Genomic DNA, 15413 nt, shown 5'->3' on the forward strand with positions numbered 1-15413 from the left:
GAGGAGCGCGCCCCGCACGCCGCGCATCGCCGCGTCCGGGTCGGCCGCCCGCGCCTTCGCCGCGTCGGCGGCACGAGGGTCGGACCCGCGCGGGTCGGACCCGCGCCGGGTGTCGGCGGCGCGACCGCGCCCGGTATCGCCGTGCTTGCGGGTTCTGCCCTCGTTCTCCGGGCTCGGCGTCGGCGCCGGGACGGTCACGCCGGCCGCGCCCGGGGAGCCGGCCGTGCCGCGCGGGCGGCCGTCCAGCTCCGCGACGACCACCGCCACCGGGCGGTCCAGGTCCCAGCCGAACCCGCCGCAGTGCGCGATGACCCGGTCGTCGTCGCCCGCGCGGCCCGCCAGGATGTCGCGCAGGAAGTCGGCGCGGTACTTGCTCTCCACCGCCGCGACGGCCTGCTGCTTGGTCACCACCAGAGCCGCGACGGTCGCGGCCCGCTCCAGGATGCCGAGGTCGGATCCGCGCAGCGTGCCCGCCGGGCTGAACGCGATGATCCGGCCGTGGTCGAAGCCGCCCGCGACGACCGGGACCACCAGGTGGTCGCCGGTGCCGTGCGCGCCGATGATGCCGCAGCCGCCGCGCCCGCAGGCCGCGTGCCGGCCCGCGTCGAAGCCCCGCATCGCCTGGACGTGCTCGTCCGGGCCCGCGCCGGCGAGCACCCGCTGCTCGCCGTCCAGCACCACGACCGCCACGTCCAGCAGCGTCGCGACCTCGTCGACGACCTCCTGCAGGCCGCCGCCGCACAGCACGATCTGCACGAGCGCCCGGTGCACCTCCTCGGTGCGGGCGAGGACGGCCGCCTGCCGGTTCAGGATGTCGGTGAGGACCTGGTTCAGGATGTCGTCGAAGCCGACGTCGTTGGGGAGCAGGATGAGCGGGAAGCCGCGCCGGTCCGCCTGGGCGATCATCTCGGCGGGCAGCGAGTCCAGGTAGCGGCCGAGCTTGATGGCCAGGGCCGCGAGGCCGCGCTCGTCCAGGTCGGCGACCAGGTTGTCCAGCGACTGCGGGGTGTTGCGGAGGGGGTAGCCGGTGGTCAGCAGCAGCTCGTGGGGTTTGACCCACGACAGGATGTCGGGGACCTCCATCACGTTGAGCCGCTGCACGACCCGGTCGAGTCCGGACCGTCCCGCGATGAGGCGCGCGCCGTTCAGGGTGCTGGCGCCGAGGACCTCGCCGACGGACAGGCCGTAGGTCAGTGTTCCGGTGCTCGCGAGCCGGAGGGCCGGTGGGCCCGGGTCCGCGCTGGTGTAACTCATGCCAGGGGTCACCTCGCCTTTTGGTGCGTACATCGCCGCGTGTGGCGTGATCGCTACCGGTTCCTGATCAACACTGACAACAAAGACGAACGATGACAACCATCCTTGGCAGCTTTCCCCATACGTCCGCGCGGAGGCCCGTTCTACCGTCTCAGCGGAGGCCGGGTCGCCCGCGATCCGGGCGGCAGCCGACACCGGCTCCGGGAGGATCCGTGACCGCACTCGTCCGCGACCCGATCCCGCTCCCGGCCCGTCCGGGACGGCGGCCGCCCGCCGCCGGCGCGGCGAGCCTGGCGCTGCGGCCGCTGCTCGACCCGCCGCGCCGCGCGGCCCGGGTCATCGCGGTGTTCCCGTCCGCGCTGTACCTGGAGACCCGCGGGGGCCCCGAGCCGCGCGTGCTGGCCGTCGTCACCTGCGACGCGGTCCGGCTGCCGAACGCCGTGGTGGTCGCCGCCGAGCGCCGCGAGCAGCCGTTCCGGTCCGTCCGGGAGGGCGACGAGGCGACGGTCGGCGACGGCCGCGTGGAGGCGGGGGCGCTGTGCGTGCGGGTGCGCCGCTGGTGGGACCCGACGCCCGTGCTCGGCCCGATCCAGCCCGCCGCGCTGGCCTGCGGCGTCGCCGTCCTGGAGGACGCGTTCGTCGCCGCCGGGATGGCGGGCGGCGGGCTCGCCGGGCATCCCGACCCGCTGGCGCTCGCCGAGTGCTGCGCCGCGGGCGACCTCGCGGGCGCCGTCGAGGCCGCCGAGCGGATCGTCGGCCTCGGTCCCGGGCTGACGCCGAGCGGCGACGACATCCTGTGCGGGCTGCTGGTGTCGCTGCGGCTGGTCGGCGGCGCTGTGACCGCCCCCTCCGTCCGAGCGGGGAAGACCGCCCGCACCCCCCGGGGCGCCTTCGGCACCGTTCCGGAGAGCGGCACGGCGGTGTGGCTGGCCGACTGGCTGGGCGCGGCCGTCACCGCCGACGCCGGGACCCGCACGACCGCGCTGGCCGCGACGCTGCTGCACTGCGCGGCGGAGGGCGGCGCCGGCGGTGAGATCGCCGCGGTGCTGCGCTGCGTCGCCGGGCACGAGCCGCCGTCCGCGGCCGTCCGCCGGCTGCTGGCGATCGGCCACACCTCCGGCACCGACCTGGCGTGGGGGGTCCTCGCGGGCTGCCGCGCCACCCTCGCGCTCGCCTCCCCCGGCCGCCGCCCGGCGGAGCACACGGCATGAGCGAAGCGAACCGGGGGGTGCGGGGGGTCGTCCCCCCGCAAGAGACCCGCATGCCCGGTCCGGGCGGGCGCGGGGCGGCATGAGCGCCGACTGGGTCGAGGTGCGGCGGGGGGCCTACCGCGATTCGGTCACCCTGATGCGGGTGAGCCGCCGGCTGGCGGAGCGGCCGGACGTGGCGTCGGCGATGACGGCGATGGGCACGGAGCCGAACCTGGAGCTGCTCGCGCGGATGGGGTTCGCGGTTCCGGCGGACGCCGGGCCGGCGGACATGGTCGTCGCCGTGCGGGCGGAGGGCGGGGACCTCGACGGGGCGCGCGAGGCGCTGGACGCCCTGCTGCAGGAGGCCGCGCACGTCCCGGACGGTGGCGGGATGCTGGGCGCGCCGCCCGCCCCGCGCACCACGGCGTCCGCCGCGGCGCGCGGCGAGGCGTCGGTCGCGCTGGTCTCGGTGCCGGGGCCGCACGTGTTCCCGGAGGCGATGGACGCGCTCGACGCCGGCCTGAACGTGATGATCTTCAGTGACAACGTGCCGGTCGCGCAGGAGATCGCGCTGAAGGAGGCGGCGGCGCGGCGCGGGCTGATCGTGATGGGCCCGGACTGCGGGACGGCCGTCGTCGGCGGCGCCGGGCTCGGGTTCGCGAACGCGGTGCGGCCGGGGCCGGTCGGCGTCGTGGCGGCGTCCGGGACGGGCGCGCAGCAGGTGATGTGCCTGCTGGACGCGGCGGGCACCGGGGTCCGGCACGTCCTCGGGGTCGGCGGGCGGGACCTGTCGCCGGAGGTCAGCGGCCGGTCGGCGCTGGCGGCGCTCGCCGCGCTGGACGCCGACCCCGGCACCGAGCTGATCGTGCTGGTGTCCAAGCCGCCGGCGCCGCAGGTCGCGGACCTGATCCGGGAGGCGGCGCGGCGGCTGGACACGCCGGTGGTGTTCGCGCTGCCGGCGCCCGGCGAGGACGACCTGACCCGGGCGGTGGAGAAGGCGCTGAGGGCGCTCGGCGCGGCCGTCCCGCGGTGGCCGTGCTGGGCCGCGCCGCGGACCGCGCGGGTGCCGGCCGGCCGGTCGCTGCGCGGGCTGTTCGCCGGCGGGACGCTCCGCGACGAGGCGGAGGTGATCGCGCGCGACGCGCTCGGCTGGGACCTGGAGGCGCGCGGGCACCGGTTCACCGACTTCGGCGACGACGCCTACACCCGGGGCCGCGCCCATCCGATGATCGACCCGACGCTGCGGCTGGAGGCCCTCGCGCGGGAGGCGGCGGACGCGGCGTGCGGCGTGCTGCTCCTGGACGTGGTGCTCGGCCACGGCGCCGAACCCGACCCGGCCGCGTCGCTGGCGCCGGTGCTCGCCGCCGCGCTGCGCGACCGCCCGGATCTCGCGGCGGTGGTGTCGCTGTGCGGGACGCCCGCCGACCCGCAGGGCCGCGACCGGCAGGCGGAGGCGCTGCGGGACGCGGGCGCGGAGGTGTTCGCCTCGAACGCGGAGGCGGCGCGGCACGCGGTCGCGCTGGTGGAGGGGGTGCCCGGATGACGGACGCGCGGCCGCCGCTCGGCGGGCTGCTCACGCGGGACCCGCGGGTCGTCGCGGCGGGCGTGGACGTCCTCGCGGACGCGCTGGCCGGCCAGGCCGTCCCGGTGGAGCGGGTCGACTGGCGGCCCCCGCCGCCGGGGACGGCGGCGGCGCTGGCGGCGGTGCTCGGCGACCCGGGCCACGCGGACGCGAACGCCGAGGCGGTGCGGCGGATGACGACCGCGCGCCCGCACCTGGTGGACGTCCGCCCGGCGCGCGACGTGCTCGGCCTGGAGAAGGGAACGTTCCTGCACGCGGGACCGCCGCTGGAGTGGGACCGCGCGTCCGGGCCGATGCGCGGCGCGCTGATCGGCGCGATGATCCTGGAGGGCCTCGCGGAGACGCCGCGCGGCGCCGAGCGGGAGCTGGAGCGCGGCGCCGCGGTCCTGGAGCCGTGCCACCACCACGGCGCGGTCGGCCCGATGGCGGGCGTGGTCTCCCCGTCGATGTGGATGCTGGTCGTGGAGGACGCCGAGCACGGCGGTACCGCGTGCTGCTCGCTGAACGAGGGCCTCGGGAAGGTGCTGCGGTACGGGGCGTACGGGCCGGAGGTGATCGAGCGGCTCGCCTGGATGGGCGAGGTGCTCGGCCCGGCGCTGCGGGCGGCCGTCCGGCGGCACGGCCCGCTCGACCTGATGGCGGTCATCGCGCAGGCGCTGCAGATGGGCGACGAGCTGCACAACCGGAACCGGGCGGCGACGTCGCTGCTGCTGCGGGAGCTGGCGCCGGACCTCGCCGCCGCTGAGGAGGTGCCGCGCGACCGGGCCGCCGAAGTGCTCCGGTTCGCCGCCGGGAACGACCACTTCTTCCTGAACGCGGGGATGGCGGCGGCGAAGGCGTGCGCGGACGCGGCGCGGGGCGTCGCCGGGTCGAGCATGGTCGTCGCGATGTCGCGCAACGGCACCGACTTCGGCATCCAGGTGTCGGGGACGGGCGACCGCTGGTTCACCGGCCCGGCCGGGGTGCCGGACGGGCTGTACCTCGGCGGGTACGGCCCGGACGACGCCAACCCCGACATCGGCGACTCGGCGATCACCGAGACGGCCGGGACGGGCGGGTTCGCGCTGGCCGCCGCGCCGGCGATCGTCCGGTTCGTCGGCGGCGAGGTGCCGGACGCGGTGGCCGCCACGCAGCGGATGTACGAGATCACCCTCGCCGAGCACCCGGTGCTGCAGATCCCGCTGCTGTCGTTCCGCGGGACCCCCGCCGGGATCGACGTGACGCGGGTCGTGCGGACCGGGATCCTGCCCGTCATCGACACCGGGATCGCCGGGCGGGAGGCCGGGACCGGCCAGGTCGGCGCGGGGATCGTCGAACCGCCGTCGAACGTGTTCAGCGCGGCCCTGCAGGCCCTCGCGGAGATCGCGTAGCGGGTCGGGCAGGGGGTACCGTCCGGGGCATGACCGAGTCGATCACCGGAGCGCAGTACGCCATCGGCGCCGGGCCCTACCGGGCCGTCATCACCGAGTCGGGCGCGAGCCTGCGCGAGCTGACGCACGAGGGGCGGCCGCTGGTGCTGTCGCACGGCGCCGACGAGCCGGCGCCCGCGGCGTTCGGGCACCTGCTGATCCCGTGGCCGAACCGGGTCGACCGCGGCCGGTACGAGTACGCGGGCACCGCCTACCAGCTGGACGTGTCCGAGCCCGACCTGGACTGCGCGATCCACGGGCTCGTCCGGTGGGCGGCGTGGCGGGTCGCCGAGCACGCCGAGGACCGGGTCCGGCTGACGCACCGGCTGCTCGCCACCGCCGGGTATCCGTTCCGCCTCGACCTGGAGGTCGAGTACGTCCTGGATGCCGCGGACGGGCTGCGCGTGCGGCTGACAGCCGCCAACACCGGCGCCCGGACGGCGCCGTACGGGCACGGCGCCCACCCCTACCTGACGGTCGGCGTCCCGATCGACCAGTGCACGGTGACGCTGCACGCCGACCGGTACGTCCCGGTGAACGAGCGGATGATCCCGGTCGGCGGGGACGCGGACGTCGCGGGCACCGACCACGACCTGCGCGACGGGCCGGTGCTCGGCGCGCGGAGGATCGACAACGCGTTCGCCGGGGTGCACCGCGACGAGGACGGGCTGGCCTGGGTGACGCTCAGCGGCAACGGCCGGACCGTCCGGCTGTGGGCCGACGACGCGCACCCCTGGATGGAGATCTACACCGCCGACAACGCCCCGGACCCGCGCGAGGGCCTCGGCGTGGAGCCGATGACCTGCCCGCCCAACGCGTTCGCGTCGGGCGAGGGCCTCATCGACCTCAAGCCGGGCGAGCGCTTCACCGGCACCTGGGGAATCGTGACCCTGCCATAAACGCCCCTTGGCGGCCGTTCGCGTCGGCCATCCCGGGGGGACGTCACCATTGTCATGAGCGGAAATCCGCGACGGCGACGAATTCTCGGTGACGTTTCCTCCGGGAGGATGGCGACGCGATGAACGAGCACTCTCCGCGGCCGCCGTTCGCGGCCAGGTTCCACGAATGGCGCCGCGAGCGCGGTTCGTGGACGCTGTGCGAGCAGCTCCGCTCCAACGCGCGCGAGCTGGAGTCCCTCATCGAGGCGCGTGAGGCTTCGACGGAGATCTCCGCGGAGCACGCAAGGCTGCTGCAGAGCGCGCGCGACGAGCTGCGCCAGGCCCGCGCCGTCATCGATTTCGGCACGCATCGGCGCAGCCCGCGGGCCTCGCACGTGACCGCCGCGCAGCTCCACATCAACTCGGGCCTCTCCCTCTGGTTGCGGACCCTCCCGGCGAAGGAGCTCGAGCCGTGCCTGCCCGGCATGTTCGCCATCGTCAGGCGGCACCTCAGCGCCGAGGACGAGCGCAGGACCGCCGTCGAGCGGATCGCGCTGGAGGTGCGGGCCGCCCAGGAGGCGTCCAGGGACATCGGCCTGGCGCCCGACCGGCTCATGACGATCGTGGAGGCGCTGAAGGCCGCCTGGGACGCCGAACTGCGCGAGAAGCTGCGCGCCCAGAGCTTCGCGCGCCTCGTCCGGTGGATCACCGCCTTCCTGACCGGCCTCGCGGTCGCGGTCGCGGTGATCTCGATGGTCTGGCCGAGGGCGGTGCCGCTGTGCTTCAACCCGCCGGCGGCGCCCGTGCTGGGGGGCGGGTTCGCCGCCGTCTGCCCCACGGCGTCCAGGGAGCGGATCCCCGACATGGGCAAGGCCCGGGCGACCGCGGACGCCGCCGGGCGCGGCGACTACCTCGCCGTGGAGTTCATCGGGCTGACGGCGGCGAGCATCGCCGCGGCCGCCGCCCTGCGGAAGGTCCGGGGGACGAGCACCGCGTTCGGGATACCGATCGCGCTGGCCCTGCTGAAGCTGCCCACCGGGGCGCTCACCGCCGTCCTCGGGCTGCTCCTCATGCGCGGCGGGTTCGTCCCCGGGCTCAGCGCGCTCGACTCGCCGGGCCAGATCATCGCCTGGGCCGTCGTCTTCGGGTACTCGCAGGAGCTGTTCACCAAGTTCGTGGACCGGCAGGGGCAGGCCGTCCTGGCGGACGTGCGGGGCCCGGTGGAGCCGCCGCGCGCGGCCGTCGTTCCCCGACCGGCGCATCCTTGAACGTTGAATTTCCGAACGCCGCATAAATAGCCGCTCGAACGGCTAAGTCGATCTTATTCGCGGCTGTTTGCCGGAATCTTCCCGGGAGCGGATTGCTCGCTTAACGGGCCGTCCGGGAATCTGGATGGGAACCCGACAAAGAAGGGAAGCGACCGATGACGCAGCAGACCGCTCCGGTCAAGGCACCGCCGTTCCCCGGCCGGAACCTCGAGCAGCCGCCGCCCATGAAGGGCGACGACGTCCGGACGTGGCAGGCGCAGATGGGAAACCGGGGGTGGACGATCACCGTGGACGGCGTCTACGGCGCGGACTCGGAGGACATCTGCCGCGAGTTCCAGCAGCGCAAGCACCTGCAGGTCGACGGGATCGTCGGGCCGATCACGTGGAAGGCCGCCTGGGAGGCCCCGATCGACTAGCGCACGGGCGAGGGGAGACGGAGCACGAACGGCTCCGTCTCCCCTCCTCTGCGCGTGCGTCAGGCCGACTCGGCGACCACGTCGGCGGACGGCACGTCCTCCACCGGGGCCTTCGGCGCGGGGGCGCTGCCGCGCAGCGGGACCTCCTTGATGAACCACGCGACGACGAACGCGATCGCCGCGAGGACCGTCCCGCCGATGGCGATGCCGTGCACGCCGCTGGTGACGCCCGCCTCGAACGCGTCGCGGACGGCGGCGGGGAGTTTGCTCAGCATGTCGGGGGTGACGTGCTGGCCTCCGGAGGCGAGCTTGTGCCCGGCGTCCGCGCCGAGCCTGCGCACCGCCTCGTCCTCGAACCGGTTGTTGTAGATGGAGCCGAGGAGCGCGACGCCCAGCGACCCGCCGACGGTGCGGAACAGGGTGACCGACCCGCTGGCCGAGCCCATGTCGCGCAGCTCGACGCTGTTCTGGGTGACCAGCATCGTGTTCTGCATGATCAGGCCCATCCCGAGGCCGACGCCCATGGTCAGGAACGAGCTGGTGAGCGTGCTCGTGTCGACCTTCAGCATCAGCAGGAGCAGCATCCCGCCGGTCAGCACCGCGCCGCCGATGATCGGGAAGTGCCGGTAGCGGCCGGTGCGGGTGATGAGCTGGCCGCTGGTCAGCATCATCGCGAGCATGCCGAACATCAGCGGGAGCAGCAGCAGGCCGCTGGTGGTGGGGCTCGCACCCTGGACGGTCTGCATGTAGAGCGGCAGGTAGTTCACCGCGCCGAACATCGCGGCGCCGACCATGAAGCTGAGGATCTGCGCGGCGGTGAAGTTGCGGCTGCGGAACAGCCGCGGCGGCAGGATCGGCTCGGGCACCTTCGTCTCGGCGAACACGAAGACCACGAGCGCGACGACGCCGACGACGCCGAGCGCGATGATCCGCGCGGAGCCCCACGGGTACTGCGAGCCGCCCCAGCTCGCGACCAGCGTCACGCACACGATCCCGATGGTCAGCAGGGTCGCGCCGACGTAGTCGATGCGGGCCTTGATGCGGGCGGTGTGCAGCCGCATCCCGAACGCGATGACCAGCAGCGCGATCGCGCCGATCGGGACGTTGACGTAGAACGCCCAGCGCCAGCTGAAGTGGTCGGTGAGGAAGCCGCCGAGCAGCGGGCCGCCGACGAACGCGACCGGCATCATCGCGCCGATCAGGCCCTGGAAGCGGCCCCGCTCGCGGGGCGGCACCAGGTCGCCGATGATCGACATGGCGCCGACCATCAGGCCGCCGGCGCCGAGGCCCTGCAGCGCGCGGAAGCCGATCAGCTCGCCCATGTTCTGCGCCAGGCCGGACAGCATCGAACCGGCCAGGAACACCACGATCGACGTCATGAACATGCCCTTGCGGCCGTACAGGTCGCCGAGCTTGCCCCAGATGGGGGTGGCGGCGGCGGTGGCCAGCGTGTAGGCCGTCACCACCCACGACAGGTGCTCCAGCCCGCCGAGGTCGCCGACGATCGTGGGCAGCGCGGTGCCGACGATCAGGTTGTCGAGCATCGCCAGGAACATCCCGAGCATCAGCCCGAAGATGGCGATGTAGATCTGCCGGGTACTGAGCGCCGGGCGCTCGGCCGTCCCGTGTTCGGTCATGGTCACCTTCCCCTGAGGTCCCGCGACACGGGAACCCACTTACTTGCCGCCCGGCTAGTTATAGTAGCCCTAATCCGGAGGAACCGGTCCCGGTCTCCGGTCCGGAAGGGGCGTCTCCTGACAATCGCCCGGCTCTTGGGGGATCATGGCGGGGTGAACCTCAGCGTCTCCTCGTTCGACGACCTGTCCGCGCGCATCGCCGCCGTCCGCGACGAGCACCGCGAGCGCTTCCCGGGGGGCGCCGACGGCCGCCAGCCGGTGCACACGGTCTACGTCCCGGCCGACCGGTTCTCCCGCTCGACGCCCGCCGACTTCGGCGCGGAGGCGCTGCGCCTGCTGAACACCCACACCCCCGGCGCCGGGTCGTTCGGCGCCGCGTTCGGGCTCGACCCGGAGCTGGCCGGCCCGGTCCGCGAGCGGGTCGCCGCCAAGCTCTCCCGCGAGCCGATCGAGGACGTGCGGATCGACTTCGAGGACGGTTACGGGGTGCGCTCCGACGACGAGGAGGACGCGCACATCGCCCAGGTCGTCGAGGCCGTCGCCGCCGCCTACCAGGTCAAGGGGCTGCCGCACTACTGGGGCGTGCGGGTCAAGTCGTTCGCCGACGGCGGCCAGGACCGCGCGATGCGCACCCTGGACGGGTTCCTCACCGCGCTGCGCGACCGGCTGGGCCGGCTGCCCGGCGGGTTCACCATCACCTTCCCCAAGGTCGTCGCGGCCGACCACGTCGCGCTGTTCGTCGAGTACCTGGACCGGCTGGAGACCGCGCTCGGGCTGCCGTCCGGCATCCTGCGCTTCGAGGTCCAGGTCGAGACCACCGAGGCGATCTTCACCCCGGACGGGCGGATCGCGCTGCCCGGCATCGCGGCCGCCGCGGGCGGCCGGCTCACCGCCGCGCACTTCGGCGTGTTCGACTACACCGCCGCGCTCGGCCTGCCGCCCGAGGAGCAGCGCCTCGACCACCCCGCCTGCGACTTCGCGCGGCACGTCATGCAGGTCGCGTTCGCCGGGACGGCCGTCCGGCTGTCGGACGGCTCGTCCAACGTGATCCCGCGCAACGACGGCCCGGACGAGGTCAACGCGACCTGGCAGGCGCACGCCGCGCAGGTCGGGCACTCCCTGCGGCACGGCTTCTACCAGGGCTGGGACCTGCATCCCGCGCACCTGCCGAGCCGCTACGCCGCCGTGTACGCCTTCCACCTGACCGGCGCCGACGAGGTGATCGGCCGGGTCCGCGCCTGGCACGAGCAGGCCGCGGCCGGCGGCTTGCTGGACGAGCCCGCCACGATCCGCGCGCTCACCGACCGGCTCCGCCGCGCCGTCGACTGCGGCGCCCTCGACGAGAGCGTCCTGCCCGCGTCCTGACCCCGCGCGCGCCCAGCCCCCGTGCTCTATGCCCGGTGCGGGCCGGTGCGCCAGATGGGGCCGATGGCGTTGAGCACGGCGCCGAGCTGCTCTTCTTCGTAGGCGAAGTGCGCGTCCAGCTCGGCGGTGATCCGGTCGAGTTCCGCGCGCACACGGCCGGGGTCGGCGGAGCCGAGGTCGTCCACCATGGCCTGGAGCTCCTTGCGGGCGCCGGTCACCTCGACGTGCTCGCGGCGGAGCCGCTCGATGACCGGCGCGAGGCCGGGGAACTGCGCCTCCAGGCGCGGGAACGCGCGGCCCTCCTCGTTGTCGTGGTGCTCGCCGAGCACGTCGCACACCGACACGCAGTGCTCGCGCAGCTGCCCCCGCAGGTCGGGCAGCGGAGCGGGACGCCCGTCGAGGGAGGCGAGGACGGCGTCGCGAAGGCCGGCGAGCTGCGCGCGCAGGTCGTCGTGGATCCGCACCAGTTCGTCGCCGACGGCCCACGCCCGCCCGTCCAGTTGGGCGCGGTGCAGCGCGACGACCGGAATGACGCGGGACGTCTGGCGCTGGTACTCGGCGTAGGCGGGGACGAGTTCGCCCTGGCGCGCGTACAGCCGGTCGCGCTCCTCCCCCTCGACCGGGAGCGCGACGCCCTCGAAGGTCTCCGTCCCGACCTCGACCGTGACGCGCGGGTCGGCGCGGACGTTGCGGTACCACTCCGGGTCGTGGTCGGCGCCGGCGTTGGACGCGAACACCAGCAGCCGGTCGCCGTCGGCCAGGTACCCGAGCGGCGTGGTGCGCCGCCTGCCGGTCCTGGCGCCGGTGGCGGTCAGCAGCAGCAGGTCGGCGCCGGCGAACGGGCCGCCGACCGCGCCGCCGTTCGCCCGGAACTCCTCGATGATCGCCCTGTTCCAGTCGCTCACGAGCCGGTCTCCTATCCTGGACGCACGGAACGAGACTTTGCTTTGCAAGCAAAGTCTTTTATAGAGCAAAGCTATTTTGGACGCAGAGGCATGTCAACCGAAGAGAGCGCGGGACCGGACGTCGACGACGGCATCCGGACGATGCTGCTGCTGATGCCGCGGCTGGTGTCGGCGGCCAAGCGGATCCGGGTCCCGGACGAGCTGGCGGCGTTCGACCTGGCGCCGCGCCACCTGTCGCTGCTGGCCTACCTGCTGTTCGACGGCCCGATGAGCGTCAACGAGCTGGCCGGGCGGCTGGAGGTCGCGCCCGCCACGGTCAGCCTGATGGTCGGCGACCTCAGCCGGCAGGGCATCCTGGAGCGCCGCGAGGACCCCGCCGACCGGCGCCGCACCATCGTCAGCGTCGCCGGCGCGCACCTGCCCGCGATCAACGGGTGGCTCGGGCAGGGCGCGGGCGCGTGGCGCACCGCGCTGGAACCGCTCACCCCCGCGCAGCGCCGCCTGTTCATCGACACGCTCCTGACCTACGAGCGCGCCGTCACCGAGGCCCGCTCCCGCTGACCAGGCGAGCCGCCACGACGAGCCGCCCTGACGAGCCCGACCCGGCGGGTCCGGCCCGTCGGGCCAGCCCGCCGGCCCGCCCCGCGGCGGGTCAGCGGTCGCCGGTGAAGGCGGCGAGGTCCTCCGGGGTGTCGATGTCGTCCGGGGACGCGACGCCGTCGCAGGGCACCCGGGTCACCAGGTCGGGATGGGCGCGCAGGAAGCCGCGCGCGCCCGTGTCCCCGACCGCCGCCTCGGCGGCGGCGGCGAAGTGCTCGGCCCGCAGCAGGACGGGGTTGCGCGGCGCGCCCCCGTAGGTCGCCACGGCGATCTCCGCGCCCGCGTCGTAGGCCGCGACGAGCAGGGCGACCGCGGCGGCGGTGACCCGCGGCTGGTCGACGAGCGCGACGACCGCGGCGGGGCAGCCGGGCGGCAGCGCGGCGAGCCCCGCGCGCAGCGACGAGCCCATCCCGTCCCGCCAGTCCGGGTTCGGCACCACCACCGCGCCGATCACCTCGACCTGCGCGGCGCCCGCCACCACCAGCACCGGGGCGCAGCCGCCGTCGCGCAGCGTCCGGACGCCCCGGTCGACGAGACGCTCCCCGTCCAGCTCCACCAGCGCCTTCGGACGGCCGAGGCGGCTGCCCTCGCCCGCGGCGAGCAGCAGCCCGGCCGGGGGCTCCGCGCCGTTCCGGCTCAACTCCTTCGCGGTCATCCGCCGAGGGTAGCCCGCGGATCAGCCGCCGGCGTGGATCCTGCCACTGGTGTCGGTGAGCGGCCGCCCCGACCCGCCCCAGCGCAGCTGCACCAGCTCCGCCGCGATCGACACCGCGGTCTCCTCCGGCGTCCGCGCGCCGAGGTCCAGGCCGATCGGCGAGCGCAGCCGCCCGAGCTCCGCGCCGGTGAGGCCCGCCTCGCGCAGCCGTGCGAGCCGGTCGTCGTGGGTGCGCCGCGACCCCATCGCGCCGACGTACCCGGCGCGCGTCCGCAGCGCCACCTCCAGCAGCGGGACGTCGAACTTCGGGTCGTGGGTGAGGACGGCGATCGCGGTCCGCTCGTCGATCGCGCCGCCGGACTCCTCCAGGTACTTGTGCGGCCACTTCACCACGACCTCGTCGGCGTCCGGGAACCGCTTGGGCGTCGCGAACACCGGCCGCGCGTCGCAGACCGTGACGTGGTAGCCGAGGAACTTGCCGACCCGCGCGACCGCCGCCGCGAAGTCGATCGCGCCGAACACCAGCAGCCGGGGCGGCGGCGCGAACGAGTGGACGAACACCGCGAGGTCGTCCAGCCGCCGCTCCCCCTCGCGGCCGTAGTGCCGCTGCCCGGTGAGGCCCTGCGCCAGCATGCCGCGCGCGTCGTCGTCGACCGCCGCGTCCAGCCGCGCCGCGTGCGGCTCCCCCGGCGCGAGCGAGCCCGCCGCCCGGTCCCGCCAGACGACGCGGCGTGCGCCGATCCGGCCCGGGCCGGCGACGACCGTCGCGACGGCCACCGGCTCGCGCGCCGCGATCGCCGCGGCGACGTCCGCGAACTCCGGGAACGTCGCGGGGCTCACCGGCTCGACCAGCACGTCCAGGATCCCGCCGCAGGTCAGTCCGACCGCGAACGCGTCGTCGTCGGTCACCCCGTACCGCTGGACGACCGGCTCCCCGCTCTCCATCACCGACCGCGCCAGCTCGTAGACGGCGCCCTCGACGCAGCCGCCCGACACGCTGCCGGCGACCTCGCCGCCCGCCGACACCGCCATCGCCGCGCCCGCCGGGCGCGGCGCGCTGCGGAAGGTGTTCACCACCGTCGCCAGCCCGAACGTCTCCCCCGCCGCGTACCAGCCGGCGATGTCATCCAGCACGTCGCGCATGCGCCCGTCCCCTTCCGGTGTCGGCGATCAGCCGCGCCAGCTCCTCCAGGGCGGCGAGGCTGTGGCCGGAGGTGAAGTCGTCCACGTGCGGGAGCGCCGCCGCCATCCCCGCGGTGAGCGGCTCGTACCCGGGCCGCGCCTTGTGCGGGTTCGCCCAGATCACCCGGTGCGCGAGCCGCCGCAGCCGGGCCGTCTGCTCGCCGAGCAGCGCCGCGTCGCCGCGCTCCCAGCCGTCGGAGGCGATCACCACCACCGCGCCGCGCGCCAGGCCGCGCTGCCCGAACCGGTCGAGGAACTCCTTCAGCTCCTCGCCGAGCCGGGTGCCGCCGCTCCAGTCCGGGATCGCGGCGGACGCCGCCGCCATCGCCGCGTCCGCGTCCCGGTGCCGCAGCTCGCGGGTGAGCCGGGTCAGCCGCGTGCCGGCGCTGAACACCTCCACGTCCCGGCCGCCGGAGCGGGCCGCGGCGTGCGCGAACCGCAGCAGCGCGTCCGCGTACGTGCTCATCGACCCGCTGACGTCCACGAGCAGCACGACGCGGCGCGGCCGGGTGCGGTGCGCCCGGTGCCGCAGCAGGGACGTCTCACCGCCGCGGCGCAGCGTCTCCCGGACGGTCCTGGCCGGGTCGAGGCGGCCCGCCGGCGCCGGTGCGAACCGGCGCGACCGGCGCCGCTCGGCGCCCGCGTCCAGCACCGCGATCAGCCGCGCGACCTCGGCGCGCTCGGCGGCGGTGAGCCGTGCCACGTCCCGGTCGCGCAGCACCTCGACGGCGCTGGCGGTCGCCGCCCTCAGCTCGCCGTCGTCCTCGCCGCCGGCGCCGCCGGACGGCTCCGCCACCGTCGTGCGGCGCACCACCACGGGCGGCGGGCGGCGCGCCGGGCGGGCCGTCGCGCCGGAGAAGTACGCGGCGAAGCAGCGGTCGTAGCGGGCGAGGTCGTCGGGGTCGGCGCAGAGCGTCAGCCGCCCCGCCCAGTACACCTCGGCCGGGTCGAGGACGTCGAGATGGTCGAGCGCGGCGAGCATCGCCTGGACCCGCTCGGGGTCGGCGGTGCCGCCGGCGGCGCGCAGCGTCCTGGCGAACCCGACCATCGTCTCGGTGACGTCCCGCACCCG

The 15413-nt window shown here is 75.3% G+C and carries 14 protein-coding genes; 8 read left to right on the forward strand and 6 right to left on the reverse strand.

Annotated features, from left to right (window positions below; translation table 11 throughout):
- Positions 1 to 1254: PucR family transcriptional regulator ligand-binding domain-containing protein (locus tag amrb99_RS28515; RefSeq protein ID WP_241756028.1), on the reverse strand; the 1254-nt coding region annotated here is incomplete at its 3' end.
- Positions 1255 to 1466: 212 nt separating this feature from the next.
- Between amrb99_RS28515 and amrb99_RS53345 the strand changes: the two genes are divergently transcribed.
- From amrb99_RS53345 to amrb99_RS28545, 6 genes are all read left to right on the forward strand, one after another.
- Complete coding sequence (locus amrb99_RS53345; protein ID WP_347256903.1) at positions 1467 to 2465, forward strand: DUF2877 domain-containing protein; 999 nt, start codon at positions 1467 to 1469, stop codon at positions 2463 to 2465.
- A gap of 79 nt (positions 2466 to 2544) precedes the next feature.
- Positions 2545 to 3987: an FdrA family protein gene (locus tag amrb99_RS28525; RefSeq protein ID WP_190861739.1), complete on the forward strand. Its 1443-nt coding sequence runs from the start codon at positions 2545 to 2547 to the stop codon at positions 3985 to 3987.
- Positions 3984 to 5396, forward strand: coding sequence for a DUF1116 domain-containing protein (locus amrb99_RS28530; RefSeq protein WP_190861741.1), 1413 nt, complete (start codon positions 3984 to 3986; stop codon positions 5394 to 5396). The genes amrb99_RS28525 and amrb99_RS28530 overlap by 4 nt, the downstream gene beginning before the upstream one ends.
- A 29-nt stretch (positions 5397 to 5425) precedes the next feature.
- Positions 5426 to 6334 carry an aldose 1-epimerase family protein gene (locus amrb99_RS28535; protein WP_190861743.1) on the forward strand — a complete coding sequence of 303 codons (909 nt, stop codon included), beginning with the start codon at positions 5426 to 5428 and terminating at the stop codon, positions 6332 to 6334.
- A gap of 119 nt (positions 6335 to 6453) precedes the next feature.
- Entirely contained in the window at positions 6454 to 7581 is a 1128-nt protein-coding gene (locus amrb99_RS28540) for a hypothetical protein (RefSeq protein ID WP_190861745.1), read from the forward strand.
- A gap of 155 nt (positions 7582 to 7736) precedes the next feature.
- Positions 7737 to 7997: a peptidoglycan-binding domain-containing protein gene (locus tag amrb99_RS28545; RefSeq protein WP_190861746.1), complete on the forward strand. Its 261-nt coding sequence runs from the start codon at positions 7737 to 7739 to the stop codon at positions 7995 to 7997.
- A 59-nt stretch (positions 7998 to 8056) separates the two neighbouring features.
- On the opposite strand, the gene amrb99_RS28550 is transcribed toward amrb99_RS28545, so the two are convergent.
- Complete coding sequence (locus amrb99_RS28550) at positions 8057 to 9634, reverse strand: MDR family MFS transporter (protein WP_190861747.1); 1578 nt, start codon at positions 9632 to 9634, stop codon at positions 8057 to 8059.
- A gap of 153 nt (positions 9635 to 9787) precedes the next feature.
- On the opposite strand from amrb99_RS28550, the gene amrb99_RS28555 reads away from it, so the two are divergent.
- A complete protein-coding gene (locus amrb99_RS28555; protein WP_190861748.1) occupies positions 9788 to 10999 on the forward strand; it encodes an aldolase in 1212 nt (403 codons plus the stop codon).
- Between the two features lie 26 nt (positions 11000 to 11025).
- Here the strand turns inward: amrb99_RS28555 and amrb99_RS28560 are convergent, their stop codons facing one another.
- Positions 11026 to 11904, reverse strand: coding sequence for a nitroreductase/quinone reductase family protein (locus amrb99_RS28560; RefSeq protein ID WP_347256904.1), 879 nt, complete (start codon positions 11902 to 11904; stop codon positions 11026 to 11028).
- 90 nt (positions 11905 to 11994) lie between these two features.
- Between amrb99_RS28560 and amrb99_RS28565 the strand changes: the two genes are divergently transcribed.
- Complete coding sequence (locus amrb99_RS28565) at positions 11995 to 12465, forward strand: MarR family winged helix-turn-helix transcriptional regulator (RefSeq protein ID WP_190861749.1); 471 nt, start codon at positions 11995 to 11997, stop codon at positions 12463 to 12465.
- 91 nt (positions 12466 to 12556) lie between these two features.
- Here amrb99_RS28565 and amrb99_RS28570 read toward each other — a convergent pair whose 3' ends face one another.
- Genes amrb99_RS28570 through amrb99_RS28580 form a run of 3 tightly spaced genes read right to left on the reverse strand, consistent with a single transcriptional unit; the run spans position 12557 to position 15410 of the window.
- Positions 12557 to 13159, reverse strand: coding sequence for a nucleotidyltransferase family protein (locus amrb99_RS28570; RefSeq protein WP_190861750.1), 603 nt, complete (start codon positions 13157 to 13159; stop codon positions 12557 to 12559).
- 21 nt (positions 13160 to 13180) lie between these two features.
- Entirely contained in the window at positions 13181 to 14302 is a 1122-nt protein-coding gene (locus tag amrb99_RS28575; RefSeq protein WP_190861752.1) for an XdhC family protein, read from the reverse strand.
- Positions 14283 to 15410 carry a VWA domain-containing protein gene (locus amrb99_RS28580; protein ID WP_347256905.1) on the reverse strand — a complete coding sequence of 376 codons (1128 nt, stop codon included), beginning with the start codon at positions 15408 to 15410 and terminating at the stop codon, positions 14283 to 14285. Before amrb99_RS28580 ends, amrb99_RS28575 begins: the two co-directional genes overlap by 20 nt.
- Positions 15411 to 15413: the final 3 nt, after the last annotated feature.

The sequence above is a fragment of the Actinomadura sp. RB99 genome, assembly GCF_014706005.1.
Classification (GTDB): domain Bacteria; phylum Actinomycetota; class Actinomycetes; order Streptosporangiales; family Streptosporangiaceae; genus Spirillospora.